Annotated in this window: 28 protein-coding genes; 9 read left to right on the forward strand and 19 right to left on the reverse strand. The window is 69.3% G+C overall.

What is annotated here, in order from left to right; genetic code table 11:
- Position 1 precedes the first annotated feature (1 nt).
- The 4 genes from atpD to sugE all read left to right on the forward strand — a co-directional run bounded on the left by atpD (position 2) and on the right by sugE (position 3,097).
- The gene (atpD, locus tag M9M90_RS01910; RefSeq protein ID WP_254835473.1) at positions 2 to 1,588 is read left to right on the forward strand and encodes a F0F1 ATP synthase subunit beta; all 1,587 of its coding nucleotides are present in this window, start codon (positions 2 to 4) and stop codon (positions 1,586 to 1,588) included.
- Positions 1,589 to 1,593: 5 nt separating this feature from the next.
- Positions 1,594 to 1,860, forward strand: a complete 267-nt coding sequence (locus tag M9M90_RS01915; RefSeq protein ID WP_254835474.1) for an ATP synthase F1 subunit epsilon — start codon at positions 1,594 to 1,596, stop codon at positions 1,858 to 1,860.
- 100 nt (positions 1,861 to 1,960) lie between these two features.
- On the forward strand, positions 1,961 to 2,659 hold the full coding sequence (locus tag M9M90_RS01920) for a hypothetical protein (RefSeq protein WP_254835475.1): 699 nt from the start codon (positions 1,961 to 1,963) through the stop codon (positions 2,657 to 2,659).
- 111 nt (positions 2,660 to 2,770) lie between these two features.
- Complete coding sequence (sugE, locus tag M9M90_RS01925) at positions 2,771 to 3,097, forward strand: quaternary ammonium compound efflux SMR transporter SugE (protein ID WP_254835476.1); 327 nt, start codon at positions 2,771 to 2,773, stop codon at positions 3,095 to 3,097.
- Positions 3,098 to 3,217: 120 nt separating this feature from the next.
- Here the strand turns inward: sugE and M9M90_RS01930 are convergent, their stop codons facing one another.
- From M9M90_RS01930 to dmeF, 15 genes are all read right to left on the reverse strand, one after another.
- Complete coding sequence (locus M9M90_RS01930; protein ID WP_254835477.1) at positions 3,218 to 3,994, reverse strand: alpha/beta hydrolase; 777 nt, start codon at positions 3,992 to 3,994, stop codon at positions 3,218 to 3,220.
- An 8-nt stretch (positions 3,995 to 4,002) separates the two neighbouring features.
- The gene (locus tag M9M90_RS01935; protein WP_254835478.1) at positions 4,003 to 4,497 is read right to left on the reverse strand and encodes an RNA pyrophosphohydrolase; all 495 of its coding nucleotides are present in this window, start codon (positions 4,495 to 4,497) and stop codon (positions 4,003 to 4,005) included.
- A gap of 11 nt (positions 4,498 to 4,508) precedes the next feature.
- Positions 4,509 to 5,666, reverse strand: coding sequence for a divergent polysaccharide deacetylase family protein (locus M9M90_RS01940; RefSeq protein WP_254835479.1), 1,158 nt, complete (start codon positions 5,664 to 5,666; stop codon positions 4,509 to 4,511).
- A gap of 118 nt (positions 5,667 to 5,784) precedes the next feature.
- Positions 5,785 to 7,173, reverse strand: a complete 1,389-nt coding sequence (locus M9M90_RS01945; protein WP_254835480.1) for a S41 family peptidase — start codon at positions 7,171 to 7,173, stop codon at positions 5,785 to 5,787.
- Between the two features lie 47 nt (positions 7,174 to 7,220).
- Positions 7,221 to 8,081: a murein hydrolase activator EnvC gene (locus M9M90_RS01950; protein WP_254835481.1), complete on the reverse strand. Its 861-nt coding sequence runs from the start codon at positions 8,079 to 8,081 to the stop codon at positions 7,221 to 7,223.
- A 32-nt stretch (positions 8,082 to 8,113) separates the two neighbouring features.
- The gene (gene rlmH, locus M9M90_RS01955) at positions 8,114 to 8,578 is read right to left on the reverse strand and encodes a 23S rRNA (pseudouridine(1915)-N(3))-methyltransferase RlmH (protein ID WP_254835482.1); all 465 of its coding nucleotides are present in this window, start codon (positions 8,576 to 8,578) and stop codon (positions 8,114 to 8,116) included.
- Positions 8,579 to 8,594: 16 nt separating this feature from the next.
- Positions 8,595 to 9,008, reverse strand: a complete 414-nt coding sequence (gene rsfS / locus M9M90_RS01960) for a ribosome silencing factor (protein ID WP_254837202.1) — start codon at positions 9,006 to 9,008, stop codon at positions 8,595 to 8,597.
- Between the two features lie 82 nt (positions 9,009 to 9,090).
- Positions 9,091 to 9,750: a nicotinate-nucleotide adenylyltransferase gene (locus tag M9M90_RS01965; protein WP_254835483.1), complete on the reverse strand. Its 660-nt coding sequence runs from the start codon at positions 9,748 to 9,750 to the stop codon at positions 9,091 to 9,093.
- Between the two features lie 33 nt (positions 9,751 to 9,783).
- Complete coding sequence (locus tag M9M90_RS01970; RefSeq protein ID WP_254835484.1) at positions 9,784 to 11,295, reverse strand: aldehyde dehydrogenase family protein; 1,512 nt, start codon at positions 11,293 to 11,295, stop codon at positions 9,784 to 9,786.
- A gap of 127 nt (positions 11,296 to 11,422) precedes the next feature.
- Complete coding sequence (proB, locus tag M9M90_RS01975) at positions 11,423 to 12,550, reverse strand: glutamate 5-kinase (protein WP_254835485.1); 1,128 nt, start codon at positions 12,548 to 12,550, stop codon at positions 11,423 to 11,425.
- A 1-nt stretch (position 12,551) separates the two neighbouring features.
- Positions 12,552 to 13,601, reverse strand: coding sequence for a GTPase ObgE (obgE, locus tag M9M90_RS01980; RefSeq protein WP_254835486.1), 1,050 nt, complete (start codon positions 13,599 to 13,601; stop codon positions 12,552 to 12,554).
- A 72-nt stretch (positions 13,602 to 13,673) separates the two neighbouring features.
- Positions 13,674 to 14,207, reverse strand: coding sequence for a GNAT family N-acetyltransferase (locus tag M9M90_RS01985; protein WP_254835487.1), 534 nt, complete (start codon positions 14,205 to 14,207; stop codon positions 13,674 to 13,676).
- A 125-nt stretch (positions 14,208 to 14,332) separates the two neighbouring features.
- Positions 14,333 to 14,602 carry a 50S ribosomal protein L27 gene (gene rpmA, locus M9M90_RS01990; protein WP_254835488.1) on the reverse strand — a complete coding sequence of 90 codons (270 nt, stop codon included), beginning with the start codon at positions 14,600 to 14,602 and terminating at the stop codon, positions 14,333 to 14,335.
- 31 nt (positions 14,603 to 14,633) lie between these two features.
- Positions 14,634 to 15,242 (reverse strand): 50S ribosomal protein L21, encoded by a 609-nt coding sequence (gene rplU, locus M9M90_RS01995; protein ID WP_254835489.1) that lies wholly within the window; start codon positions 15,240 to 15,242, stop codon positions 14,634 to 14,636.
- Between the two features lie 92 nt (positions 15,243 to 15,334).
- Positions 15,335 to 16,252 (reverse strand): CDF family Co(II)/Ni(II) efflux transporter DmeF, encoded by a 918-nt coding sequence (dmeF, locus tag M9M90_RS02000; protein ID WP_254835490.1) that lies wholly within the window; start codon positions 16,250 to 16,252, stop codon positions 15,335 to 15,337.
- A 104-nt stretch (positions 16,253 to 16,356) separates the two neighbouring features.
- On the opposite strand from dmeF, the gene M9M90_RS02005 reads away from it, so the two are divergent.
- Both M9M90_RS02005 and M9M90_RS02010 read left to right on the forward strand, forming a co-directional pair.
- Positions 16,357 to 17,427: a GTP-binding protein gene (locus M9M90_RS02005; protein WP_254835491.1), complete on the forward strand. Its 1,071-nt coding sequence runs from the start codon at positions 16,357 to 16,359 to the stop codon at positions 17,425 to 17,427.
- A 38-nt stretch (positions 17,428 to 17,465) separates the two neighbouring features.
- Entirely contained in the window at positions 17,466 to 18,401 is a 936-nt protein-coding gene (locus tag M9M90_RS02010) for an NAD(P)/FAD-dependent oxidoreductase (protein ID WP_254835492.1), read from the forward strand.
- Positions 18,402 to 18,422: 21 nt separating this feature from the next.
- Here the strand turns inward: M9M90_RS02010 and M9M90_RS02015 are convergent, their stop codons facing one another.
- Positions 18,423 to 18,851, reverse strand: coding sequence for a biopolymer transporter ExbD (locus M9M90_RS02015; RefSeq protein WP_254835493.1), 429 nt, complete (start codon positions 18,849 to 18,851; stop codon positions 18,423 to 18,425).
- 197 nt (positions 18,852 to 19,048) lie between these two features.
- Here M9M90_RS02015 and M9M90_RS02020 point away from each other — a divergent pair, with 197 nt between their 5' ends.
- Positions 19,049 to 20,017, forward strand: coding sequence for a WD40 repeat domain-containing protein (locus M9M90_RS02020; RefSeq protein ID WP_254835494.1), 969 nt, complete (start codon positions 19,049 to 19,051; stop codon positions 20,015 to 20,017).
- Positions 20,018 to 20,183: 166 nt separating this feature from the next.
- Here M9M90_RS02020 and M9M90_RS02025 read toward each other — a convergent pair whose 3' ends face one another.
- Positions 20,184 to 20,846 (reverse strand): nitroreductase, encoded by a 663-nt coding sequence (locus M9M90_RS02025; protein ID WP_254837203.1) that lies wholly within the window; start codon positions 20,844 to 20,846, stop codon positions 20,184 to 20,186.
- 84 nt (positions 20,847 to 20,930) lie between these two features.
- On the opposite strand from M9M90_RS02025, the gene mtgA reads away from it, so the two are divergent.
- Positions 20,931 to 21,635, forward strand: a complete 705-nt coding sequence (gene mtgA, locus M9M90_RS02030; RefSeq protein WP_254835495.1) for a monofunctional biosynthetic peptidoglycan transglycosylase — start codon at positions 20,931 to 20,933, stop codon at positions 21,633 to 21,635.
- Between the two features lie 9 nt (positions 21,636 to 21,644).
- On the opposite strand, the gene M9M90_RS02035 is transcribed toward mtgA, so the two are convergent.
- Entirely contained in the window at positions 21,645 to 22,352 is a 708-nt protein-coding gene (locus M9M90_RS02035; RefSeq protein ID WP_254835496.1) for a cytidylyltransferase domain-containing protein, read from the reverse strand.
- A gap of 14 nt (positions 22,353 to 22,366) precedes the next feature.
- Entirely contained in the window at positions 22,367 to 23,242 is an 876-nt protein-coding gene (locus M9M90_RS02040) for a bifunctional regulator KidO (RefSeq protein ID WP_254835497.1), read from the reverse strand.
- A 100-nt stretch (positions 23,243 to 23,342) separates the two neighbouring features.
- On the opposite strand from M9M90_RS02040, the gene M9M90_RS02045 reads away from it, so the two are divergent.
- Positions 23,343 to 24,335: an XdhC family protein gene (locus tag M9M90_RS02045; protein ID WP_254835498.1), complete on the forward strand. Its 993-nt coding sequence runs from the start codon at positions 23,343 to 23,345 to the stop codon at positions 24,333 to 24,335.
- The last annotated feature ends 228 nt before the right edge of the window (positions 24,336 to 24,563 follow it).

Genomic DNA, 24,563 nt, shown 5'->3' on the forward strand with positions numbered 1-24,563 from the left:
CATGGCTATGACCCCTAAGGCCCCCGCCAAGAAAGCCGCCGCCCCGAAGGCGGCCGCCGCTCCCAAGGCCGCCACGGCCAAGGCGCCTGCCGCCAAGGCTGCGGCTCCCGCCGCCAAGAAGGCCGCCGCGCCGAAGCCGGCGGCTGTCGCCGGCGTCGCCACCGGCCGCATCTCGCAGATCATCGGCGCCGTCGTCGACGTCGAGTTCGAAGGCGCCCTGCCCGCGATCCTCAACGCGCTGGAAACCACCAACACCGACCAACGGACGGGCGCGCCCTTCCGCCTGGTGCTGGAAGTCGCCCAGCACCTGGGCGAGAACACCGTCCGCGCCATCGCCATGGACACCACCGAGGGCCTGACCCGCGGCGCTCCGGTGATCGACACCGGTCGCGCCATCACCGTGCCGGTGGGCCCGGCCACGCTCGGCCGCATCATGAACGTCATCGGCGACCCGATCGACGAGGCGGGCCCGATCGACACCAAGTTCTATTCGCCGATCCACCGCGACGCCCCGACCTTCGCCGAGCAATCGACTTCGGCCGAAGTGCTGGTCACGGGCATCAAGGTCGTCGACCTGCTCTGCCCCTACACCAAGGGCGGTAAGATCGGCCTGTTCGGCGGCGCCGGCGTGGGCAAGACCGTGACCATGCAGGAGCTGATCAACAACATCGCCAAGGCCTACGGCGGCTACTCGGTGCTGGCCGGCGTCGGTGAGCGCACCCGCGAAGGCAACGACCTCTATCACGAGATGATCGAGTCCAACGTGAACCAGGCCGGCGGCGGCGGCGACAGCCGTTGCACCCTGGTCTACGGCCAGATGAACGAGCCCCCCGGCGCCCGCGCCCGCGTGGCCCTCACCGGCCTGGCGCAAGCCGAGTACTTCCGCGACGAAGAGGGCAAGGACGTGCTGCTCTTCATCGACAACATCTTCCGCTTCACCCAGGCTGGTTCCGAAGTGTCCGCCCTGCTGGGCCGCATCCCCTCGGCCGTGGGCTATCAGCCCACCCTGGCCACCGAGATGGGCAACCTGCAGGAGCGCATCACCTCGACCGCCAAGGGCTCGATCACCTCGGTCCAGGCCATCTACGTGCCCGCCGACGACCTGACCGACCCGGCGCCCGCCGCCTCCTTCGCCCACCTGGACGCCACCACCGTGCTTTCACGCGACATCGCGGCCCAGGCCATCTTCCCGGCCGTGGACCCGCTGGACTCGACCAGCCGGATCATGGACCCGCTGGTGATCGGCGAGGAGCACTACCAGGTCGCCCGCCGCGTCCAGGAAACCCTTCAGGCCTACAAGTCCCTGAAGGACATCATCGCCATCCTGGGCATGGACGAGCTGTCGGAAGACGACAAGCTGACCGTGGCTCGCGCCCGGAAGATCTCCAAGTTCCTCAGCCAGCCGTTCCACGTGGCCGAACAGTTCACCAACATGCCGGGCGTGTTCGTCAGCCTGGAAGACACCATCCGCTCGTTCAAGGCGGTGGTGGACGGTGAGTACGACCACCTGCCGGAAGCCGCGTTCTACAACGTCGGCACCATCGAAGACGCGGTGGCCAAGGCCGAGCGTCTGGCCGCGGAAGCCTAAGCAAGATGGCCGAGAAGCTTCACTTCTCCCTGGTCTCGCCGGAACGCGAACTGTTCTCCGGCGAGGTCGACCAGGTCGACGCGCAGGGGACCGAGGGCGGCTTCGGCGTCCTGGCCGGCCACGCGCCGTTCATGACCGCGCTCAAGGCGGGCCAGGTGGTCGTCCACAACGACGGCCAGTTGACGGTCTTCGAGGTCGAGGGCGGCTTCGCCGACGTCACCCCGGACGGCTTGACCATTCTCGCGGAGCACGCTGTCGCGGCGCGCGGCTGACACTCTAAGGCCTCGAACTCGCCGGAAAGCTCCACTAGGGCTCTTGTGAGGGACGGCCGCATTGAGTGTGATGCAACATCAAGTCAGGGGAAACGCAGCCATGCGCACCGCCATCGTCAGTCTGATCGCCCTCGCCGGCGTCGCCACCAGCGCCACGGCCCAGACCTCGCCGCCTGCCGCTGAACCGGCTCCCGTCGCCGCCCCTCCGGCCGCCCCCGCGAACCCGCCGGCGGTCGATCCGATGGCTCCGCCCGCGACCAATCCCGCCGCGCCGCCGGCCGCCGTGGCCCCGCCGGCCCCGGTTCCGGAGAAGGTCTACACCATCCCGACCACCGGTGCGGAAGGTCAGATCATCGACGTGCTGAACCGGGTCTGTAAGCCCCTGGTGAAGGGCGGCAACCTCGACCAGATCATGAAGGGGATGGTGGGGTACAAGAAGAGCCGCCGCGACCTGACCTACACCGCCACCTTGGTGGGCAAGCCCTACACCCTGACCATCTGGCCCACCGGATCCAACAAGGACGTCTGCCGCATGGTCGTGAACTACGAGATCGGCAAGGAGACGCCGATCATCGTGGGCCTGAACATCTTCTCGTTCCTGCATCAGCCCGAGCTGCTGCAGCAGCGCAACGACTACACCCCGAGCGCGGAGTACAAGCGCGTCACCAACACCTGGGAATATCTGACCGACCACGAGTCGATCGGCCTGGTGTTCATGCAGCTGAAGAAGCCGGACGGCGCTTCGGTGAACAATAAGTGGGACATGGGCGAAGTGCTCTATTCCGAGCGCAAGTTCTAAGTCGGGTTGCCGCGCCTGCGGGCGCGACCTATTTCGGAAAGGCGCCGGGGACGACCCCGGCGCCTTTTGCTTTTCCCGGGGACGACCCCAATAGCTGGGAGGCTGCGAGCCATGGCTTGGGTCATTCTGTTCGTCGCCGGTCTTTGCGAGATCGGCTGGGCGGTGGGTCTGAAATACACCGACGGCTTCACCCGGCTCTGGCCGACCGTGGCCACAGTGACCAGCATGGTGGTCTCCATGGCCCTGCTGGGACTGGCGGTGAAATCCCTGCACCTGGGCACCGCCTACGCCGTCTGGACGGGTATCGGCGCCGTGGGGACTGTCATCCTGGGGATCATCCTGTTCAAGGAGCCCGCCACCGTCGCCCGGCTTGCCTGCGTGGGCCTGATCGTATCCGGCATCGTCGGCCTGAAGATCCTGAGCCCCCCGGGTCAGTGATCGGCGATTGACGGACGGGCTCGACGTCGGCAGGTCCGGCATCCCTACCCATAGAGCCAACGACCCGCGCCAGGCGACCGAGGCCTGATGTGCCCCGGCCAAGGACGAGCGTCTTGGCGGCTACGCCGCGTCGCGCGCGGGGACGCCGTCCAGCCAGGTCAGGATCTCGTCGGCCACCTCATCCCAGCCGGGCTCGCCCAGAAGCCAGTGGCTCATGCCGGGCTTGAGGCGGAAGGCCGCCCCGATCCGCTCGGCGGTCTGGCGCACGGTGCCGGGCGGGTGGACCACGTCGCGGTCGCCGCACAGCACGAGGCTGGGGGCCGGCAGGGGGCCGGAGCCCACGGCGGTGGTCATGAACGGGTCCATCCACCAGTTCAGCGTCTCCCACAGCGCCCGGCCGCTCTCGGGGCGCAGGCGGTCGATGACGGCCTCGCGTTCGGGCTTGGGCATCCGATTGAGGCTGTACTGGCGCATCAGCCCACGATCGGGCGCCACGCCCTGAGCCCAGAACGGTCCCAGCATGTGCAGGCCGAAGGCGGTCACCGCCTCTTCCATCGACGACCCGGAGACGCCCCAGGGGGCGGACGGCGCCAGCAGGACCACCGCCGAGACCTCTGCGCGGCGTGCGGCGAGCTGGGCAACCAGCCCTCCCAGGGAGTGACCCACAAGGATCGGCGGCCGCGGTTGGGCGGCGCAGAGGGCGGCGATGTCGCGGGCGTAGTCGGTCATCGAGACCCCGGCCACGGCGTCCGATCGCTCGCCCTCGCCATGGCCGCGCAGGTTGGGGGTTAGGACCAGGTGGCCCGCCGCCTCGAAGGGCCTGCGAAAGGCCTCGTAGGCCCAGCCGCCACAGAAGGCGCCATGCACCATGATGATCGGCGGCATGTCTGTTGCCATGGGCCGGCTCAGGCCGCGCGTCCCCGGAAGCGGCCGAAGTCGCGGAACGCCCGCACCACGGCCTCATAGTTGGCGCGCTTGAACGGCACGACCAGGCCAGGTGCCTCTTCCAGTTTTCCCCAGCGCCAGGCGTCGAACTCGGGATGGCCGTTCCCGGATAGGTCGATCTCGCTCTCGTCGCCGTCGAAGCGCAGGGCGAACCATACCTGGCGTTGGCCCTTCCAGCCCTTTGCGACCTTCGAGCCAGTGTGCTCCGGCGGGAAGTCGTAGGCGAGCCAGCCTTCGGTGCGTCCGAGCAGGGTGGTCGAGACGACGCCGGTTTCCTCGGCGAGCTCGCGGAACGCGGCCTCGGTCAGGTTCTCGCCCTCATCGACGCCGCCCTGCGGGAATTGCCAGTTGTAGGGTTCAGGCGCCGCGTAACGACGGCCCAGCCAGACGCGTCCGTCGGGGTGGAAGAGCACCACCCCGACATTCGGGCGATAGAGGGCCAGGTCGTGGTTCATCTCGTCCTATTTTAGCGACGGCTGGTCAGGGCGGAAGCCGGAGCCAGCTGATATCCGCGAGATTCTACCGATTCAGCCCAGGATGCGACCTGCGACAGGGTCACAGGATAGGCGAAGCCGGATCCCAGGGCTTGCCCGTTCTGGAGGGCGAAGGCCTCGACCTGCAGGAGCTGCTGGTCGATGGCCTCGCCGGAGAGCTGCTCGTCGATGATCCGCACGGCCGAGGCCCTGGGGATGCCGCCGCCGCGCCGGGCGGCCTGGCCGTCGTCGATGAAGGCCAGGCCCCGGCCGCGCAGGGCGCCGGTGAAGGCGTTCATGCCGGTGTCGGAGCCCAGGAAGCGCGAGCCGAGATAGTTGGTCACCCCGAAATAGCCCGTGGCGCGCGACAGCACCCACTCCAGCTTCTTGACGGTCTCGGTCCCCTGGGCCGTGGCCATCAGGGTGTAGGGGCCCGGATCGTTGTCGGGATAGTCGACGGGCTCCATGGGGGTCTCCAGGAGCACCTCGTGGCCGGCGGCGCGGGCGAGGTCGATCCAGCCCTGCAGGCCCTCGGCATAGGGGACGAAGGAGAGTGTGATCTCCGGCGGCAGCCCGTCGATCGCCTGGCGGGTGGCCTGGGCGTTGAGCCCCAGACCGCCGACCACCATGCCCACCTTGGGCCGGCCGTTGGGGACGAAGGGCCGAGCATAGGCCTCGGCCGGCGTCTTGCCGTTGGCGGCGATGATCGGCAGCAGGCCGCCGGAGCCCTGGACGTGGAACCCGGCCAGGGGCGCCTGGGCCAGGGGATCGGCGGCGTGGAAGGCGCGGCCGCCGGCCATGGTGATGGTGGCCTGGCCGCCGAAGGCGCCGCCGGGTTCAAGCGGGGTCTCCGACAGGCGGAAGATGTCCTCGACCACCACCGGCTCGCGCGGCGCGGCGGTCAGGGCCTCACGCCATCCGGGAGGGGCCGCCACGCCCTGGACCTTGGCGAGCGACAGCCGCACCACGGGGGTGCTGGCCCGCGGGTCGCCCAGCAGGGCGATCACCGTCAGGAGGGTGATCAGCAGCAACCCGCCCGCCAGGCCGGCGGTCAGGTGCGGGTTGGAGAAGGCGCGCGCCAACAGGTCCGCCGGACGAAATCCGTCGGTCGGCGCGGCCATGGCGGGGATCAGGTTCTTTGTCGAAAACATGCGCGCGATCACGGAACGTTCCAGGTCCGCACCGTCCCACGCTTATGGTTAACAACGACTTATACAGTGAACGTCGGAAGGGCCTCCCCGCGCTCAAGGACGGGGAGGATTCCGGCGATTATTTCTTGGTTGCCGGCGGCTCGACGTTGGGCGAGCGCGGGGCGACCACGGCGGCCATCTTCGGGGCCGGTTTCGGAAGCTTGGGCGTGGCCGCGACCGAGCCGTGGCGCAGCACGTCCTTGGCCCGGGCGAGCTGGAAATCGCCGGTCTTGGTGTCGAAATCGGTGGGCGGCGCCTCGGCCGGCTCATGGGCGCCGATGCGCTTCTTGCCCTCTTCGGCGTTCAGCGCGTTGCGGAACGAGGCCTCGGAGAACTGGAAGGCGCGGTTGGCGATGCGCTGGGCCTCGTCGCGGGTCTCGGCGACCTCCAGGTCGGGTTCGATGCCGGTCTTCTGGATCGAGCGTCCCGAGGGGGTGTAGTAGCGGGCGGTGGTGAGCTTCAGCGCCCCGTCGATGCCGCCGTGCAGCGGGATCACGGTCTGGACCGAACCCTTGCCGAAGCTGGTCAGGCCGACCAGTTCCGCGCGCTTGCGGTCCTGCAGGGCGCCGGCCACGATCTCGGCGGCCGAGGCGGATCCGGAATTGATCAGCACCACCATGGGCAGGCCGCCGGCGGCGTCGCCGGTGCGGGCGTTGTAGCGTTCGATGTCGCGCGGATCGCGGCCGCGCTGGGAGACCACCTCGCCGCCGTCCAGGAACAGGTCGGAGATGCCGACCGCCTGGTCGAGCAGACCACCCGGATTGTTACGCAGGTCGAGGATCAGGCCCTTCATCTTCGGATTCTTGATCCTCAGGTCGGTGAGCGCCGCCTCCGCCTCGTCGGTGGTCTTCTCGTTGAAGGCCGAGACGCGCAGATAGCCGTAGTCGCCTTCCATCTTGGCGGTGGCGGACTTGGGCTTGATCACCTCGCGGACGATCTTGACGTCGAAGGGATCGGTCTTCTCGCGCGCGATGGTCAGGGTGACCAGTTCGCCCGGCTTGCCGCGCATCTGCTTGACGGCCTCGTTGACCGACAGTCCCAGCACGCTTTCGCCATTAACCGCGGTGATGAAGTCGCCGGCCTTGACGCCCGCCTTGAAGGCCGGGGTGTCGTCCATGGGCGAGATCACCTTGACCACGCCGTCCTCGCTGGTGACCTCGATGCCGAGGCCGCCGTATTCGCCGCGCGTCTGGTCGCGCATGTCGTCGAAGCTGTCGGGATTGAGGTAGCCGGAATGCGGGTCGAGCGAGGTCAGCATGCCGTCGATGGCCGCCTCGATCAGCTTCTGATCGTCGACCTCGGTCACATACTGCCGCTCGACGATGTCCACCACGTCGCCGAACAACTGAAGCGTCTTGTAGGTCTGGGTCTTGGGTTGCGCGGAGGCGATGGCGGCCTGGCTGACATAGGCCATGGAGCCGGCGCCGAGTACGAAGGCCGAAGCCCCAATCAGAAGATACTTTCGCATATCAGGCCCTTAAGCCTCCCTTGCGGCGAAAAAGCGCCGCTTACGCATCAATCTCCCGAAGCTTGTTTCGCTCCGGTTCTCAACCAACGCTCCGGATCGACGGGCGCTCCGCCTTCCCGGACCTCCAGATAGAGCTCAGATGGGGATTGTCTCCCATCCGGCATCCTTCCGACAGGCGCGCCCGCCGCGACCGATTGTCCGATACCGACGGTCGCCCGGTCGAGGCCTGCCAACACCAGATGGTATCCACCCGGCAATCTCAAGATCAATATGACGCCCCAACCCTTAACCGGGCCCACATATTGGACCAATCCGGCGCCCGGCGCCGTCACGCGGGCGCCTTTCGCCGAGGCGATGGTCAGCCCGTTGGCGCGGCCGCCCCCGGGCAGTGCCTCGCCAAACCGGTGGGTCAGTGCTCCAGGCGTCGGCATCGCCAGCCCCTCGGGCGCCGACAGCGGGGCGTCCAGGGCCGGGCGCAGGGCCAGGGCCGCGCCCGGCGGGGTGGTGTCGGCACGAGCTTCGGCGGCGCGGCTGTCGGCGGTGAACAGGGCCTCGCTGGCCACCGCGGCCAGGCGGCGCTGGCGGGCGATCTGCACGGCCTCGGCGGAATAGGCCCGGGCGCGTCGGTGCAGCTCGGGCGTGATCGCCTTGACCAGTATGGCGGCGCGCACCGCGTCGACGGCGTCATCGGGGCTGACCAGCAGGGCCGGCGGCGGATCGCGGCGGAACTGGGCCAGCACCGTCAGCAGCCGGGCCAGGCGATTGAGGTTCCGCCCCTGCTCGGCGGCCAGTACGGTCTCGCGGACGTTCAGCTTCTCCAGCCGCGCGCGATCGTCGGCGGCCAGGGCCACGGCCGTGAACGCGAGCGTCGCGATTAGCGCTAAGGCGGGGGCGAAGCGGCGGGTCATGTCCCCAGGGATAGTCCGCGTCGCCATGAGCCTCAATCGCGGTGGTAGGGGCCGCCGGCCAGGATGGTCACGGCGCGGTAGACCTGCTCGGTCAGCATGACGCGGGCCAGCGCATGCGGCCAGGTTTGGGGCCCGAAGGCCAGCTTGCCGTGGACCTCCCCCAGCAGGACGGGATCGAGGCCGTCCGCGCCGCCGATCACCAGCACCAGCCGCCGCGTCCCATCGTCGCGCAGCCGCGCGACCAGGGACGCGAAGTCCCTGGACGTGCGCTGGGTCCCGTGCTCGTCGCAGGCGATGACATGGGCGCCTTCCAGGTGCGGGCGCAGGACCTCGGCCTCGGGACCCTTGCCGGGCTTCCTGGCCTCGACCTCCACCACCTCGACGGGCCCGAGCGCCAGGGCGCGGCCCGCGGCGGTGGCGCGCTCGACATACAGTTTCACGAGATCAGCTTCCGGCGAGCGCGGCAGGCGTCCGACGGCGAGGATCGTGATTTTCACTTCGGCGGAAGGGCCGTCAGCTCGAGGCGGTGCGGTGCGGGGCGTCGACCGACCAGATCTTCTCGATGTTGTAGAACTGGCGGACCTCGGGCCGGAACAGGTGGACGATCACGTCGCCGGTGTCGATCAGCACCCAGTCGCAGTGGGGCATGCCCTCGACCCGGGCCTTGCCGTAGCCCTCTTCCTTCAGGGCGCGCAGCAGGTGGTCGGCCATGGCGCCGACATGACGGTGCGAACGGCCGGAGGCGACGACAAGGCCGTCGGCCACCGCGCTCTTACCCTTCAGATCGATGAAGACGACATCCTGGGCCTTGTCGTCGTCGAGACGCGCCAGGATCAGGTTTTCCAGGGCGGTGATCCGCGCCTGGGTGTCAAGGGAAGCCTGGGAAACAACGGCTTCGTGCGCGCTAGGCGCAGGGTCAGGGCTCAGCGGGGTCGCTCCTTTTTAGCCTCGCTATGAAACCCCTCGTATCACGAAAAGCCGCATCGGTCAGCCCAGCCTCACGAAGTCGTCAGCCGCCCCCTTGCCGCATTCGCTCGCGGAGCGCCGTGGAGGACTGGAAATTCAACGGTCCGGTCAGGAAAACCCAGCGCGGCGGCGTGGCGCCGGGCAGCAGCCTGGCCTGCTGCGGGGCCAGGCGGGCATGGGCGAAACGCCGCGCGGCCGGCGAAAATCGGCTCTTCAGCGAGATCCAGGGACGCGAGACCACGGCGACCGGAACCTCGGCCATGATCTGGGTCCACCCGCGCCAGCGGTGGAAGGTGGCCAGACTGTCGGCCCCCATGATCCAGACGAAATGCACGCGCGGGAACCGCGCCTTCAGCGCCCGCAAGGTGTCGATGGTGTACTGCGAGCCGGTGCGGGTCTCGGCGTCGGAGACGACCATCGCCCGGCCCCGCGCCACGCCCCTGGCCCCGGCCATGCGCTGCTTGAGCGGCACGGTCTCGGCCGAGGCCTTCAGGGGGTTCTGCGGCGAGACCAGCCAGATCACCCGGTCGAGGCCCAGCCGGCGGCGCGCCGTCTCCGCCACGTGGGCGTGGCCCTGGTGGGCCGGATTGAACGAGCCGCCATAGAGGCCGACCCGCATGCCGGGCTCCAACTGGAAACCCAGCTTGAGCGCCGCCGGCCGCCCGGCCTTGGGCCGACGCCTAGCGGGACCGGCGAACCACATGCGCGTTCCTGAGGTTCAAAACTGGATGGGGGTTCAAAGCGGCCTGGCCGTGTCGGGATTGCGGTCGAGGTCGGGATCGGTCTGGCGCACACGAGCGCGGACGGCGAACACCCCGTCGCCGGAGAGCACCCCGCCGCGGGCGAACAGCCGGCCGTGCTCCCAGTTGGAGAGGCCAAGCTCGGGCCGGTCCAGGGCGAACTGGCCGTCCACCCAGCGGGTGAAGCCGTCGCCGACGAAGGGGGCGTTGATCGCCGCGTAGAAGCGCTCGTGGGCCTGGGCGTCCTGCGCGATCAGGCTGGCGGCGAACTGCGGGCTGTAGCGGTTGAAGAGCGCGACGGCCTCCTCGACGCTGTCGACGATCACCAGGGAGAGCTCGGGGGTTTCCTCCCACTCCCATTCACGGCCCAGATCCTCGCGGGCCAGGATCTCGACCTGGTCTTCCTCACGGGGCCCTTCGGCGCGGGCGACCATGAGGCGTGCGGCGCGCCAGCTCGCGGGGAGCAGGCTCTCGCCGCCCTCGACCACGTGCAGCTTTACGCCTTGGCGGCGCTCCCCGGCGGCCCGCAGGGCCTCAAGGAAGGCTGGGACCAGATCGGAGGCGCGTTCGCGGACAATGGCGCAGACATTGAGCGTGTTGCAGACCTTACGGTCGAGCGAGTGGTAGACGGCCCGCTTGAAGCGTTCGGCGTCGGCGCTCGGGTCGGCGACGATCCAGGCGCCGCCCGTGCCGTGCAGGCTGACCGGCGTTCCGGCCTGGCGGGCGATGGCGCCCAGCTGGGCCACCGCGGGGCCGGAGCCGCGGGCCACGGCGAGCGCCAGGCGCGGATCGGAGAACATGGCCCAGCCGGCGGCGTGGGCGGGGCTGTCCACCAGGGCCGCGGCGCCTTCGGGCAGGCCGGCGGCCTTCAGGGCCGGTTCCAGGGCGTGTTCGACGATGGCCCTGGCCGTGCCCAGGGCGTCTGAGCCGATGCGGAAGACCACGGTGTTGCCGGTTCGCAGCACGCCGGTGGCGTCGGCGAAGACATTGGGCCGGCCCTCGAAGATGAAGCCGACCACCCCCAGGGGGGCGGCTGTCTGCTCGACGCTCCAGCCCGGGTGCTCGACCCGTTCCAGCACCCGGCCACGGCTGGCCGGGGCGACGCGCCAGACCTCGAGCCCGGCGATCATGTCGCGGCGCATGACCTCGCTGACCGCCAGCCGCGTGGTGGACCGGCCGCGCGTCTGGGCGCTGGCCACATCGGTCGCGTTGGCGTCGCTGATGGCGCTCCAGATCGTGTCGTCGGCGAGGTTGGCCGCGAAGGCCCGAAAGAAATCGGTGATCGCCTGGTCGCTGGTCGCGCCCAGCGCCTGGAAGGCGCCGTGGGCCCTGCCGACCGCGTCGGCGGCCAGGCTCTGGATCACGGCGGGGACGTGCAGCAGGTCGCCGGTCTCCTGCACCACCACCAGTCGGTCGCCGGTCTGGAAGGCTTTGGCCAGGGGCTCGGAGACATGGGCGACGCGGTCGCCGCCGAACGGGATGGCCTGGCCTGGGGCGAGCGTTTCCAACCGCCCGGACCGGGGCGCCGCCGCTTCAGCCGTAGGTCTCGCCGCCGCGTCGTCCATCACGCGCCCATATGCTCAAGTTGAGGTTTAGTAGGCCCCTTTGCCCGGCGCCGCAAATCCGGGCCGAAAATCAGGCCGGCGCCCGCGTGGGCGTCAGGGCCAGGTCGTCGGCGTGGATCAGCGGGCCGGAGGTGAAGCCCAGCATGGCCTCGATGGCGTCCGACTTCAGGCCGCAGATCTTTTCGGCGTCGGCGGCGTCGTAGCGCGCCAGGCCCCGGCCGATTTCCAGCCCCGCCTCGTCCACCACCCGTACGGCGTCGCCCTTGCCGAACCGGCCTTGCACGGCGCGGACCCCGGCGGCCAGCAGGCTCTTGCCGGTGGAAAGCGCCCGGGCGGCCCCGGCGTCGACCACCACGGCCCCCGAGGGCGCGAGGGATCCGGCGATCCAGGCCTTGTAGGCCGCGGCCACCGATACCGAGGGCTCGATGACCGTGGCGGTCTCGCCGTCCTCGATGGCGGCGAGCGGCGAGGGCCGGCGACCCAGCGTGATGACCGTGGTGCAGCCAGCACCCTGGGCGATGCGGGCGGCGGCGATCTTGGTGGCCATGCCGCCGGTGCCGACCCCGGCCCGGGCGTTGGCGCCCCCCGCCATGGCCTCGATCTCCGCGGTCAGGTGGCTGACCCGGGCCAGATGCCGGGCGTCGGGATCGTGGCGCGGATCAGCGGTGTAGAGGCCGTCGATGTCCGACAGCAGCACCAGGACGTCGGCGCCGATCATCTGGGCCACACGGGCGGCCAGGCGGTCGTTGTCGCCGTAGCGGATCTCCTCGGTGACCACGGTGTCGTTCTCGTTGATGACCGGCACGCAGCCCAGCGCCAGCAGGGTCGAGAGGGTGGCGTGGGCGTTCAGCCAGCGGCGGCGGACCTCGGTGTCGTCGCGGGTGAGCAACACCTGGGCGGCGGCCAGGCCGTGGGGCTCCAGCGCCTCTTCCCAGGCCCGCATCAGGGCCGACTGGCCGGCGGCGGCGCAGGCCTGTTTCTCCGGCAGGGTCAGCGCCTTGCGCGAGATGGAGAGCCGGCGGCGGCCGAGCGCCACGGCGCCGGAGGAGACCACCAGAACCTGCTGGCCCCGCGCATTGAGCCGGGCGAGGTCGGCGGCGAAGGCGGCGAGCCAGGCGCGGTCGGGACCGTCGGGGCCGGCCACCAGGGCCGAGCCGACCTTCACCACCACCCGCTTGGCCTGGGCGAGTCCGCTCATCTCAGGGGACCCAGCCGGTATTGGCTTCGTCGGTGGGGTCGGCCTGGGCGGCGGCGGCCCTGCGTTCGCGGACCATGGCGTAGGCCTCGCGCAGCAGCTCGGTCACCCCCTTGCCGGAGACGCCGGAGACCAGTCGGACCTCGGCTCCGGACGCGTCGGCCAGGGCCTCGCGCTGCATCTCCACCGTGCTCTCGTCCAGGGCGTCGATCTTGTTCAGCGCCAGGATCTCCACCTTGTCGCCCAGCTCGTCGGCATAGGCTTCCAACTCGGCGCGGACGGTCTTCCAGGCCTCGACCACGTCGGTCTGGGTGGCGTCCACCAGATGGATCAGGGTGGCGGTGCGCTCCACGTGGCCCAGGAACCGGGTGCCCAGTCCCGCCCCGTCCGAGGCGCCCTCGATCAGGCCGGGGATGTCGGCGATGACGAAGCGCTCGTTGGTGGAGAGGTCAACCACGCCCAGGTTGGGCGCGATGGTGGTGAACGGATAGTCGGCGATCTTCGGCTTGGCGGCGCTGGCCGCGGCGAGGAAGGTCGACTTGCCGGCGTTGGGCAGGCCCACCAGGCCCACGTCGGCGATCAGTTTCAGCCGCAGCCAGATCCAGCGTTCCTCGCCCTCCTGGCCGGGATTGGCGTGCTTGGGCGCCTGGTTGACCGGGCCCTTGAAGCGGTCGTTGCCCCAGCCGCCGTTGCCGCCCTTGAGCAGCAACAGGCGCTGGCCGGGCTTGTCCATGTCGGCGACCAGGGTTTCCTTGTCCTCGGCCAGCACCTGGGTGCCGACGGGGACCTTCAGCACCACGTCGTCGCCGGCCGCCCCGTGGCGGTTGCGACCCATGCCGTGGATGCCGGTACCGGCGCGGAAATGCTGGGCGTAGCGGAAGTCGATCAGGGTGTTGAGGCCCTCGACAGCCTCGATCCAGACGTCGCCGCCACGACCGCCGTCGCCGCCGTCCGGTCCGCCGTACTCGATATACTTCTCACGCCGGAACGACACGGCGCCGCCGCCCCCGTTTCCGGAGCGGATGTAGATCTTGCACTCGTCGAGAAACTTCATCGGGGCCTTTTGTAGCACGGGAAGCCGCCCGTCGAGCGTTGGTGCGCGACGGGCGGGGAGTTGAAGGGTGGATCAGGCCAGCCAGACCATCATGCGGGCGGGGACCTCCGCGCCGCGGGCGGTGGAGGCCAGCAGCTTGACCTCGCCCGTATAGAGGAAGCCCAGCTTGCTCAGGACCTGGCCGGAGGCCGGATTGTCCGAGAAGTGGCCGGCCACGACATAGCGGCGACCCCAGGTCCGGTGGGCCCAGACCAGGGCGCGTTCCGCAGCCTCGGTGGCGTAGCCTTTGCCCCAGTGGGGACGGCCCAGCCAGTAGCCGATCTCCGGACGGCCCTCGTCATTGTCGAAGAAGCCCATGACGCCCACCAGGCCGTCGTCGGGATGCTCGATGGCGAAGGTGATCTCGTGCTCCGGATCCATATAGTCCAGCCGTTGGAGGAACGCCTCGGCGTCGGCCAGCCCATAGGGGTAGGGGACCTTCGAGGTCATCCTGGCCACGTCGAAGTCGTTGCAGTACTCGGCGATCCTGGGAGCGTCGGCCTTGCGCGGCCGGCGCAGCGCAAGCCGCTGCGTGCGGATGACCGGTTCGATCTCGATGGCGCACATGGTCTACCTCCCGGTCCTCTGCTGGGACCCTGAAAAAACAACGAGGGGGAGTCCGGCGTTCCGGACTCCCCCTCGGAAGTTCTTTGCCCGGTTCGCCTTGCGACGAACCCGGAATGAGGCTCGTCTTACTTCGCGGTGGTCTCGGCCGGCACCACGTTCACGTAGGTGCGGTCGTTGCGCTTGGTGATGAACTTCACGGCGCCGGCGGCCATGGCGAAGAGGGTGTGGTCCTTGCCCATGCCGACATTGTCGCCGGCGAAGAACTTGGTGCCGCGCTGACGGATGATGATGTTGCCGCCGACGACGGATTCGCCGCCGAACTTCTTCACGCCGAGACGACGGCCGGCCGAGTCGCGACCGTTACGCGAGGAGCCGCCAGATTTCTTGTGAGCCATTGTGCTCTCCTAAACTTGGTGGACGCCGGGCCTATTCGGCGGCGTCGTCGGATTTCTTGGCGGCGGCCTTCTTCGGCGCAGCCTTGGGGGCGGCTTCGGCCTTGGGCTCCGCGGTCTTCTTCGGCGCGGCGGCCTTCTTAGCGGGGGCTTCCTCGGTCGCGGCGGCGGGCGCGGCGGCCTTCGGAGCGGCCTTGGCCTTGGCAGGAGCCGCGACCGGGGCGGCGACGCCTTCCAGGGTCGTGATCACGTGCTTCAGGTTGCGGGCCCGGGCGTCCAGCATGGCCTTGGTGGTCAGGTCGACGGTGCCGTCCCACTTGTCGGTCTTGCCGGCGCCGGCGATCGAGGTGACGCGCAGGACCGACTCGTGTTGGCGGTGGCCCTTGGTGCGGCGGTAACCCTGGCGGCGGATCTTCTTGAAGATCTTCACCTTCTCGCCCTTGCGGGTTTCGATCAGGGTGGCCGAGACGCTCGCGCCGTCGACGATCGGGGCCCCGAGGGTCACCGTCTCGCCATCGCCCAGCATCAGGACGTCACCGAAGGCCACATTGGCGCCCGGTTCACCGTCGAGCTTTTCGACAACCAGCAGATCGCCAGGTTGGACCCGGTACTGCTTTCCGCCGGTTTTGATCACCGCGTACATCGTTAGCGCCTTGGACTTTAGCAAAAGGAATTGCGCCCGCGAGAGGCCCCGCAGGCGAGAGGGCCGGACTTATACAGCGGGTCCTGTGCAAGTCAACGCGAGTCCCTCGTTTCGACGGTCACGTGGCTCAATCCGGGCAGGCCGGCCAGGCGCGCCCGATAGGCGGACGGCGACAGGGGGGCCTTGGCCTCGATCACCGCGATGGCGGCATGGTGGCCGGGACCCAGCCGCCACAGGTGCAGGTCCAGCAGCCGCTCGTCGCCGGTGACGAGCCGGTGGCGGATCTCGGCGGTGAGTTCGGGCGACGGATTCATGTCCAGCAGCACCGCGCCGGCCCTGCGCAACAGCCGCCAGGCGAAGTGGGCGACCAGGACCGCCCCGGCCAGGCCCGCCAGGCTGTCGGCCCAGCCCCAACCGAAGAACCGCCCCAGCGCCAGGCCGAATATGGCGAGCGCCGAGACCGCCGCGTCGGCGGCCAGGTGCAGGTGGGCGGCCGAGAGGTTCAGGTCGCCGTCGCGATCATGCGCATGGGCATGGGCCGGCCGTAGCAGCCACATGCAGATCAGATTGACCACCAGGGCTCCGGCCGCCAGCGCCAGGGCGCCGTCATAGGCCACCGGCGCCGGCTCCATGAGGCGCGACAGGCTCTCCAAGGCGATGAACAGGGCCGTGATCGCCAGGACCGAGGCGTTCGCGAAACCCGCCAGGTAGCCGAGCTTGCCCGTCCCGAAGGAGAATCTCGGATCGTCGGCGAACCGCCGGGCCAGGCCATAGGCGCCGGCCGCCACCAGCAGGGCGGCCACATGGGCGGCCAGGTGCAGGCCGTTGGCCACCAGGGCCATGGAGTTGAAGATGAGCCCGCCGACGATCTGGACCACCAGGGTCACGAGGCAGATGGCCGCCACGATCCAGGTGCGCCGCTCGTTGCGGGCATGGTCCGCGCCCAGATAGACGCGGTCGGCGCGGAAAGCGTCGATCTGCGCTTGGGTCTCGGGCGTGGAGGTGGTCACGGTCGCACTCTTCCCACAACTACGGTCTTCAGCCGTGGTGTTATATGATAACACTTTTGACTGCAAGCGCGGCGCCTGTTCCCTTGGGCCCCTGCAATGACTAGATGTCGGCCATGACCGACAAGACCCCCGTTACGGTGCTCACCGGCTATCTCGGCGCCGGCAAGACCACCCTGCTCAACCGCATCCTCACCGAGGACCACGGCAAGCGCTACGCCGTCATCGTCAACGAGTTCGGCGAGGTCGGCATCGACAACGACCTGATCGTCGGCGCCGACGAAGAGGTCTTCGAGATGAACAATGGCTGCGTCTGCTGCACGGTGCGCGGCGACCTGATCCGAGTTCTCTCGGGCCTGATGAAGCGCAAGGGCAAGTTCGACGCCATCATCGTCGAGACCACGGGCCTGGCCGATCCCGGCCCGGTGGCCCAGACCTTCTTCGTCGACGACGACGTCAAGGCCAAGACCCAGCTCGACAGCGTCACCACCGTGGTGGACGCTAAGCACCTGATGCTTCGCCTGGCCGACAGCCGCGAGGCGGTCGAGCAGATCGCCTTCGCCGACCAGATCGTGCTGAACAAGACCGACCTGGTGACCGAGGCCGAGCTGAAGAGCGTCGAGGCGGCGATCCGGCGGATCAACCCGCTGGCCCCCATCCACCGCGCCCAGCGCTCCAATGTGTCCCTGGACAAGATCCTCGGCCGCGGCGGCTTCGACCTGGCCCGCATCACCGAGGTGCAGCCCGAATTCCTGAACCCTCCCCACGGCGAGGAGGGCCACGTCCATGACGAGGATTGCGACCATGATCACGACCATCATCATCACGGCGCTCATGGCCACGATCACCACGGCCATGGTCATGAGGACCATGCGGCCGCGGCGGGCATCCGCGGCATCTCGCTGACCCTCGACAAGCCGATTCATGGCCAGCGGGTCACCAACTGGCTGAACCAGCTCCTGGCCGACCAGGGGCCGGACATCCTGCGGGCCAAGGGCATACTGGACGTGGCCGGCGACGACCGCCGGCTGGTGTTCCAGGCCGTCCACATGATCCTGGAGGGCGACTTCCAGGGCGACTGGAAGCCGGGCGACAAGCGCTACAGCCGCATGGTGTTCATCGGCCGCAACCTGGACGAGGCCAAGCTGCGCGCCGGCTTCGAGGCCTGCGCGGCCTAGCCTCGGGAGCCGGAACGGCTCGACGGCGTTCTCGCCGGATGATCCTCGACTCCATTGTCGTCGGCGCCGGCCCTGCGGGGCTTACGGCCGGCATCTATCTGGGCCGCTTCCGCCGCGACGCAGTGATCTTCGATTCCGGAGACAGCCGGGCCGCCTGGATTCCGACCAGCCATAACCATCCGGGCTTTCCCGACGGGGTCGGCGGGATCGAGCTGCTCGCCCGAATCCGGACTCAGGCCGAGCGCTATGGAGCCGTCGTCCGCAAGGCCGTGGTTGAAGACCTCGAGGTGGATGAACTCGGCTTCCGCGCCGTGGTCGAAGGCAAGGACCTGTTCGCCCGCACCGTGCTGCTGGCCACAGGCGTGTCCGACAACGAACCGCCCCTGCCCGGGGTCGAGGCCGCCGTTCGCCAGGGCCTCGTGCGCATCTGCCCGATCTGCGACGGCTACGAAGCGATGGACCAGCGCCTGGCGGTGATCGGCGCCGGCGCGCCCGGCGCCCGCGAGGCCCTGTTCCTCAAGACCTATAGCAACCAGGTCAACCTGATCCATGTGGGCGAGCCTGGCGACCTGCCGGACCCGGACCGCCGGGACCTCATGGAGGTCGGTATCGACATCATCGAGACCGGAGTGGAGCGGGTGGTGCTGGACAACCACCAGATCAGCGCGCTTTGCCTCGGCCCGGGCGAGCCGCGGCGCTTCGACATCATCTATTCGGCCCTTGGGGTCGAACCTCGTTCGGAACTGGCTGTGCGGCTCGGCGCCCGTTTCGACGACGACGGCCGGCTCTATGTGGACGACCACCAGCAGACCTCGGTCCCTGGTCTCTACGCGGCGGGCGATCTGGTGCGCGGCCTCAACCAGATCAGCACGGCCCAGGGCGAGGCCGCCATCGCCGCCACCGCCATCCACAACCGGCTGCGGGAGATAGACGCCACGAAAAAGGCCCGCCCCGGTTTCCCTGGGCGGGCCTGATCTCGTCGGTGGTCCGAAGGACTACAGCTCTTCGTTGATCAGGGCGACCTGGAAGAAGCCGTTGCTCTGCAGGGTGTTCATCACCGCCATGAAGTCGCCGTAGCGCACGGTGCGATCGGCGCGGATATAGACGCGCTCCTCGGTGGGCTCGGGCTTGTCGATGATGCGCGACAGATCGGCCGGCAGGGTGTCCAGGGTGGTGGGCACGTCGCCGATATAGAGGCCGGCCATCTGGATATTGATCAGGGTCGGTTCGACGATCTTGGTGCCCGGCGGCGGCGGGATGGCCGGCGGCAGGTCGAGCTTGATCGAAACCGTGGCGGCCGGAACGGCCACCATGAAGATGATAAGGAGCACCAGCATCACGTCGACGAACGGCGTGACGTTGATGTCGCTGTTCTGGCCGAGATCGAACTTGCCGCTACCCCCGCCGCCCAGCTTCGCACCCATATGATATTCCTTCCCTAGGGCCCCTTGGATCCGGGGCCGCCACGTGGTCGCGGAAACCCTTCGCCAAACGAAAGCCGATTGTAAAGAGCCAACCGCCCCGACTTGGCCGCCAAGTTCGACCCTTGATTGGTTCCATGGCGGCGTGGCCTGGATTTCCGGCCCTCGCCAAGACCGGCGTTAGGCGGCTAAGAGGCGCCATGACTTTCGATTTCGACGCCTATGTCACCGCCGCCCTGTTCGGAAAGGCCGGCAAGGCCGCCTTCGCGCTCGGGGACGGCAGCATCCGATTCGAGACCGGCGAGCACGTCGAGGCCCACGACGGGGCGATTCTGGCCGCCTGCCTGCATCCCTCCGGCGACGGCGTGCTGAGCGGGGGCGACGACGGACGGCTGGTCTGGACGCGCACGACCGGGTCCGAGGAGATCGCCAAGGTCCAGGGCCGCTGGATCGAATCGGTGGCGGCCAGCCCCGAGTCCAGGCTGATCGCCTTCGGGGCGGGCAAGGAGCTGCACGTCCGCGACACCGCCGACCCGGCCTTTTCCCGCGTGTTTTCTCATGAAAAGTCGGTGGCCGACGTGGCCTTCGATCCCAAGGGACGGCGAATCGCCACGGCCACCTACAACGGCGCCTGGCTCTGGTACGGGCGGATCGCCGAGCAGAAGCCCTATGTGCTGAAGTGGGCCGGCAGCCATGTGGGCCTGGCCTGGAGCCCCGACGGCAAGTTCCTGATGTCGGCCATGCAGGAGAACCAGCTCCACGGCTGGCGGGTGGCCGACGAGAAGAACCTCAAGATGGGCGGCTATCCGGGCAAGGTGAAGAGCCTGGCCTTCCTGGCCAAGGGCGCCCTGCTGGCGACCTCCGGGGCGCCTGGCGCGGTGATCTGGCCCTTCGCCGGCTCCACCGGGCCCATGGGCAAGCAGGCCGCCGAGATCGGCTTCGACGAAAGCGCCATGGTGGCGCGGGTGGCCGGAACCGCGAACGGCCAGATCGTGGCCGCGGGCCTGGACGACGGGCGGGTCTGGTGGTGCGACCTGGCCGGCCAGAGGATCAATACGGTCAAGGCCGAGAAGGGCCCGCCGATCACCGCCCTGGCGATCACCCCTGACGGCAAGCGGCTGGCCTGGGGCGACGAGGACGGCGGCGCCGGAGTGGCCGATATCGGCTAGTCTCCGTCGATAGTTGCTCCCCCTCTGGGGGAGCTCCCGGCCGTATGGCCGGGTGAGGGGGATTTTGACTCTCTTTAGAGCGCTTCAACCCCCTCCGTCTCTCCGCTCCGCTCCGAGCCACCTCCCCCAAATCGCGCTCCGCGCTGGGGGAGGAACTAGGCGATCGCTAGTCGAAGCCGCGCAGTTCGGCCCAGGTCTCGAAGGGGTCTCGGGCCGAGCGCAGGCTGTTGATGGGCGCGCTCTCGTCGCGCCAGCCGAGCGCCATGCCGGAAAAGACCATGTGGTCTTCGGGCAGGTTGAGCAGGCGCGCCAGGGTTTGCGGATAACGCGCCCAGTATTCCTGCGCGCAGGTGTCCAGGCCCCGCTCGACCGCCAGCAGCATGACCGTCTGCATGTACATGCCCACGTCCGACCACTGGGGCGGGCCCAGCTTGCGATCGAGACAGAAGAACAGGCCCACGGGCGCGCCGAACAGCTCGCCGTTCTTGGCCAGCTGCCGCAGGCGGGCGGGCTTGTCCTCGCGAGGGATGCCGAGGGTGGCGTAGAGGTCCTCGCCGTTCTGGAACCGCCGGGTGCGGAACGGATCCCAGAGATTGGGCGGATAGACGTCGTATTCCGGGGTCTCGCCGAACGGATTGGCGGCCACCTGCGCCTTCAGCTCCGCCAGCGGCGCGCCGGCCAGGCCATAGACCCGCCAGGGCTGCAGATTGCCGCCGGACGGCGCGCGGGCCGCGGCCTGCAGGATCTCCCGGACCGTCTGTTCCGGCGGGGTCTCGGGCTTGAAGGCCCGGATGGAGACGCGGCGTTCGACGGCGTCGGAAACGTTCACGGTGGTGCGTCCTTCGGGTGGCTTGACCATGTGGGCGGCTCAACGCATCGCTAGCATCTCGCCGCCACGTAAGGGCAAGCAAGCTTGGCCAAGCCATCAAAGGGATTCTTCGGTCGGCTGGCCCGGGGCGTCTTCGTCCTGGTGGTGGTGTTCGGTCTGATCGGCCCAATCCTGACCACGGCCATGTACCGGTTCGTGCCGCCGCCCATCACCTGGCTGATGATCCAGCGGGTGTTCGAGGGCAAGGGCTTCGACCGGCGCTGGCGGTCCCTGGACCACATCTCGCCCCGGCTTGTGCGCGCGGTGATCGCCGCCGAGGACGCCAAGTTCTGCGAGCACCACGGCTTCGATTTCAACGCCCTGGAAAAGGCCATGTCCAACAACGCCAAGGGCCGCAAGCTGCGCGGCGGCTCCACCATCAGCCAGCAGACCGCCAAGAACGTCTTTCTGTGGCCGGGCCGTTCGTATGTCCGCAAGGGGCTGGAGGCCTATTTTACGGTCCTGATCGAGACCATGTGGGGCAAGCGGCGGATCATGGAGGTCTATCTGAACTCCATCGAATGGGGTCCCGGGGTCTATGGCGCGGAGGCTGCGGCGCGGAAGAACTTCGGGGTCGGGGCCGACCAGCTCACCCCCGCCCAGGCCGCGCGGCTGGCGGCCATCCTGCCCAGCCCGCTCAAATGGCGCGCGGCCAAGCCGGGTCCCTATGTGAAGCGCCGCTCGGGCAAGATCACCCGCGCGGCCGGGACCATCAACCGCGAGGGCATGGCCGCCTGCGTCCTGGGGTGAAGCGTCGGCTCAGGCAGCCCAGCGGGCGAGGTCCTGGCGGCCTTGGGTGATGTCCAGGACGTCTTCCATCGAGAAGCCCGGATCGGCCGAATGCAGCGCGTCGTAGACGGCGCGGGCGAAGGCGAAATCGGCCGGCGTCTTCACCCGCCAGTCCAGTTTCGAGAAGTCGCGCGGGGCCAGGCAGTGGGCCTGGGGATAGCGGTCGGCGCGTTCGCGGATCTGGGCCAGGGGCGATCTCGTGGCAGCAACCTGCGGGTCGGTTTCGGTCGCCGCGCTGGCCAGGGCCTGGGCGGTCACCACCTCGACCTCCAGCCCCTTGGGGAAGGAGCGCTCGACGCGGTTGGAGACGTAGGCGGCGCCGGTGGCGAGGGCCAGGCGCACGGTCGCGTCGATCACGGCGGGGTCCACGAAGGGCGAGTCGCCCTTGATCCGCACCACGTGGGTCACCGGACCGGCGGCCTCCACGCAGCGCATGAAGCGGTCGGAGAGGTTCTCCGAGGCGCCGCGGAACACGGTCTGGCCGCGGGAGACCAGGAAGCTCGCCAGGGGATCGTCGGAGGTCTCGGCGCTGGTGGCGACCACCAGCTTGGAGATGCAGCGCGCCAGACGGATACGCTCCACCTGCCGCCAGATCATCGGCTCGCCCCGCAGCGGCGCCATCGCCTTGCCCGGAAGGCGAGGGGAGGTCATCCGGACCTGCAGGATGGCGAGGATCATGGCATTCTTAGCCTCTAGGCGGCCGCCCAGGCGCGGGGATCGAGCGCCACGGGATCGTCCAGCGCCATTTCGTCCCAATCGAGGTCCGGGGGCGGGCTGGAGGCCGCGGCGATGACGGCCGAAAGCTCGGCGGGCGAGGAGACGCCCACCAGGACGGTGGCGGCCTCGGGCCGCGACAGGGCGAAACCGAGCGCGGCCTGCAGCGGGTCTGACCTGCCCTCGGCGATCAGGCGCCGCGCGCGGCTGATGCGGCTGGCGGCGGCCTTCAGGTGGTTGGGCGCGCGGTCGGGCGGGAGGAACAGCAGGCCGTTCAGGAAGATGGAGCGCAGATGCACTTCTATCCCGTAGCCGGTGAGCGCGGCCAGGGTCCCGTCGATCAGCAGGCGCTGGTCGAGCAGGGAGGCCGGGGCCTGGACGATGTCGGGACGGAACCGGCGGGCCACGCCCAGCGGGTCGTCGGAGGCGAAGACCGAGACGCCGATCTTGCGGGTCAGGCCCTGGTCCTTGAGGGATTTCAGGCGATCCCACAGGGCCGCGCCATGTGGGCCGAACAGCTCGGAGGCGGCGGGCACCAGTATGGCGTCGGCCTGTTCCACGCCCATGCGGCGCAGGGCGGCGCGCGCCTCCTGCTCGACGAAGTCGGGCCCGCGGTCGGCGCGAACCGTGGAGATGGAGACGCGGAACGGATTGGGTCGCGGCATGACCTCGCCGAGCGCGGTCTCGGCCATGGCCGAATGGCCGGCCACGTCGAACACGGCCAGTTGCGAACGCGCGGCGATGTCCAGGATGTCGCGGGCGTCGATCTGCGGCGAGCGGCCGCGAACGCCAACGGACTGGTCGAGGCCGAACTGGGCGGAGCCGAGGCCGAGCTTGGAAAGTGGTGAGGTCATGAAGCCGGTGTGCTGGATACGAACCCGAAGAGCCCCCATCTTTGGTCAAAGGCCTAAAGAACCCGTGTCTAGGACGTTTATGGGGGGTTAAGCTCAAGCCATGCGTGAACCCCTGCCCGAGTGGCCCCTGTTCGGCCTGGCCGACGATGTGCGGCCCGCCCTAGCCCAAGCCCGGCAACGGAAAACCACCGTCGCCCTGGCCACCCTGATCGCGGTCGAGGGTGGCGGACCGCGTCCGGTCGGGACCCAGATGGTCTTCGCCGACGGGATCGTCGCCGGTTATTTTTCGGGCGGATGCGTGGAAAGCGACGTCGCCGACCACGCCTTCGCCTGCCTGGAAGACGGTGAGCCCCGACGGCTGGTCTATGGCGAGGGCAGCCCGTGGCCGGACATCGCCCTGCTGTGCGGCGCGCGCATCGAAATCTTCGTGGAGAAGGTCGAGGCCGGCGATCCGGCGCTCGCCGAACTGCTGGCCGCCATGGTTGAGCGCCGGCCCACGACCTGGGTCAGCGACGGCCGCCGCCGGGTCTGCGCGCAGGACGCCCAGGCCTGGGAGGGAGCCGTGAGCCGCCGCCACGATCCGGTCCCGCGCCTGGTGGTGTTCGGCTCCGACCCCACGGCGCTGGCCATCGCCCAGCTGGGGGTGCTGAGCGGGCTGGAGACCACGTTCGTGCGCTCGAAGGGACCCGAGGCGCCGCCGCCTATTCCAGGCCTGGGCTACCGCCGCGACGAGCCGCAGGCCGCGCTGGACGCCATCGGCTGCGACGCCTGGACCTACATCGCGGTGGCCACCCACAATATCGACACGGACCGCGAGGCCCTGGCCGCCGCTTTGCCCTCGGCCGCGGGCTATGTGGGCCTGCTGGGCGCGCGTAAGCGGCTGGCGGAACGCCTGGCGCCCCTTCGCGCCGCCGGCGTGCCGGAACAGGTTCTGGCGCGGGTCCACGCGCCGATCGGCCTCGATATCGGCGGCAAGGCCCCCTGGGAGGTGGCCATCTCGGTGATCGGCGAGATCGTCAGCCTGCGCCATCCCCGCACGCCCGAACCGGCGCGCGAAGCGCCCTCCAAGCGTGACAGGGCGACGGTCTCCTAGGCGCGGAACAGGCCTAAACACCGCACGGAGTGGTCTGATGTGCTATTCTGAGGCTTCGCCCGGCGCGGAACCTCCGCGTGGCGCGGCCCGAAAGGCCCTTGTTCCATGAAACCCTACGCCACCACGCCCCCGACGCCCGTCCGGCGCGACCTCATCGACTCGCGTTCGTCGGCCGGCTCCTGGGCCCCGCAATCGCGCAAGCCCCTGCTCAACGATCGCCGCAGCACG

Origin of the sequence: Phenylobacterium sp. LH3H17 (genome assembly GCF_024298925.1) — a bacterium.
Lineage (GTDB): Bacteria > Pseudomonadota > Alphaproteobacteria > Caulobacterales > Caulobacteraceae > Phenylobacterium.

Bases quoted from the DNA above. Each gene is read 5' to 3' on its own strand.
- M9M90_RS01930 (WP_254835477.1), bottom strand. From the start codon at position 3,994: ATGGCAACAGACATGCCGCCGATCATCATGGTGCATGGCGCCTTCTGT.
- M9M90_RS02010 (WP_254835492.1), top strand. From the start codon at position 17,466: ATGATCCTCGACTCCATTGTCGTCGGCGCCGGCCCTGCGGGGCTTACG.
- M9M90_RS01950 (WP_254835481.1), bottom strand. From the start codon at position 8,081: ATGACCCGCCGCTTCGCCCCCGCCTTAGCGCTAATCGCGACGCTCGCG.
- atpD (WP_254835473.1), top strand. From the start codon at position 2: ATGGCTATGACCCCTAAGGCCCCCGCCAAGAAAGCCGCCGCCCCGAAG.
- M9M90_RS02005 (WP_254835491.1), top strand. From the start codon at position 16,357: ATGTCGGCCATGACCGACAAGACCCCCGTTACGGTGCTCACCGGCTAT.
- rpmA (WP_254835488.1), bottom strand. From the start codon at position 14,602: ATGGCTCACAAGAAATCTGGCGGCTCCTCGCGTAACGGTCGCGACTCG.
- M9M90_RS01940 (WP_254835479.1), bottom strand. From the start codon at position 5,666: ATGTTTTCGACAAAGAACCTGATCCCCGCCATGGCCGCGCCGACCGAC.
- M9M90_RS01985 (WP_254835487.1), bottom strand. From the start codon at position 14,207: ATGTGCGCCATCGAGATCGAACCGGTCATCCGCACGCAGCGGCTTGCG.
- sugE (WP_254835476.1), top strand. From the start codon at position 2,771: ATGGCTTGGGTCATTCTGTTCGTCGCCGGTCTTTGCGAGATCGGCTGG.
- obgE (WP_254835486.1), bottom strand. From the start codon at position 13,601: ATGAAGTTTCTCGACGAGTGCAAGATCTACATCCGCTCCGGAAACGGG.
- M9M90_RS01915 (WP_254835474.1), top strand. From the start codon at position 1,594: ATGGCCGAGAAGCTTCACTTCTCCCTGGTCTCGCCGGAACGCGAACTG.
- proB (WP_254835485.1), bottom strand. From the start codon at position 12,550: ATGAGCGGACTCGCCCAGGCCAAGCGGGTGGTGGTGAAGGTCGGCTCG.
- M9M90_RS01945 (WP_254835480.1), bottom strand. From the start codon at position 7,173: ATGCGAAAGTATCTTCTGATTGGGGCTTCGGCCTTCGTACTCGGCGCC.
- M9M90_RS01920 (WP_254835475.1), top strand. From the start codon at position 1,961: ATGCGCACCGCCATCGTCAGTCTGATCGCCCTCGCCGGCGTCGCCACC.
- M9M90_RS02020 (WP_254835494.1), top strand. From the start codon at position 19,049: ATGACTTTCGATTTCGACGCCTATGTCACCGCCGCCCTGTTCGGAAAG.
- M9M90_RS02015 (WP_254835493.1), bottom strand. From the start codon at position 18,851: ATGGGTGCGAAGCTGGGCGGCGGGGGTAGCGGCAAGTTCGATCTCGGC.
- M9M90_RS01965 (WP_254835483.1), bottom strand. From the start codon at position 9,750: ATGTGGTTCGCCGGTCCCGCTAGGCGTCGGCCCAAGGCCGGGCGGCCG.
- M9M90_RS02035 (WP_254835496.1), bottom strand. From the start codon at position 22,352: ATGATCCTCGCCATCCTGCAGGTCCGGATGACCTCCCCTCGCCTTCCG.
- M9M90_RS01935 (WP_254835478.1), bottom strand. From the start codon at position 4,497: ATGAACCACGACCTGGCCCTCTATCGCCCGAATGTCGGGGTGGTGCTC.
- rplU (WP_254835489.1), bottom strand. From the start codon at position 15,242: ATGTACGCGGTGATCAAAACCGGCGGAAAGCAGTACCGGGTCCAACCT.
- M9M90_RS02045 (WP_254835498.1), top strand. From the start codon at position 23,343: ATGCGTGAACCCCTGCCCGAGTGGCCCCTGTTCGGCCTGGCCGACGAT.
- M9M90_RS02040 (WP_254835497.1), bottom strand. From the start codon at position 23,242: ATGACCTCACCACTTTCCAAGCTCGGCCTCGGCTCCGCCCAGTTCGGC.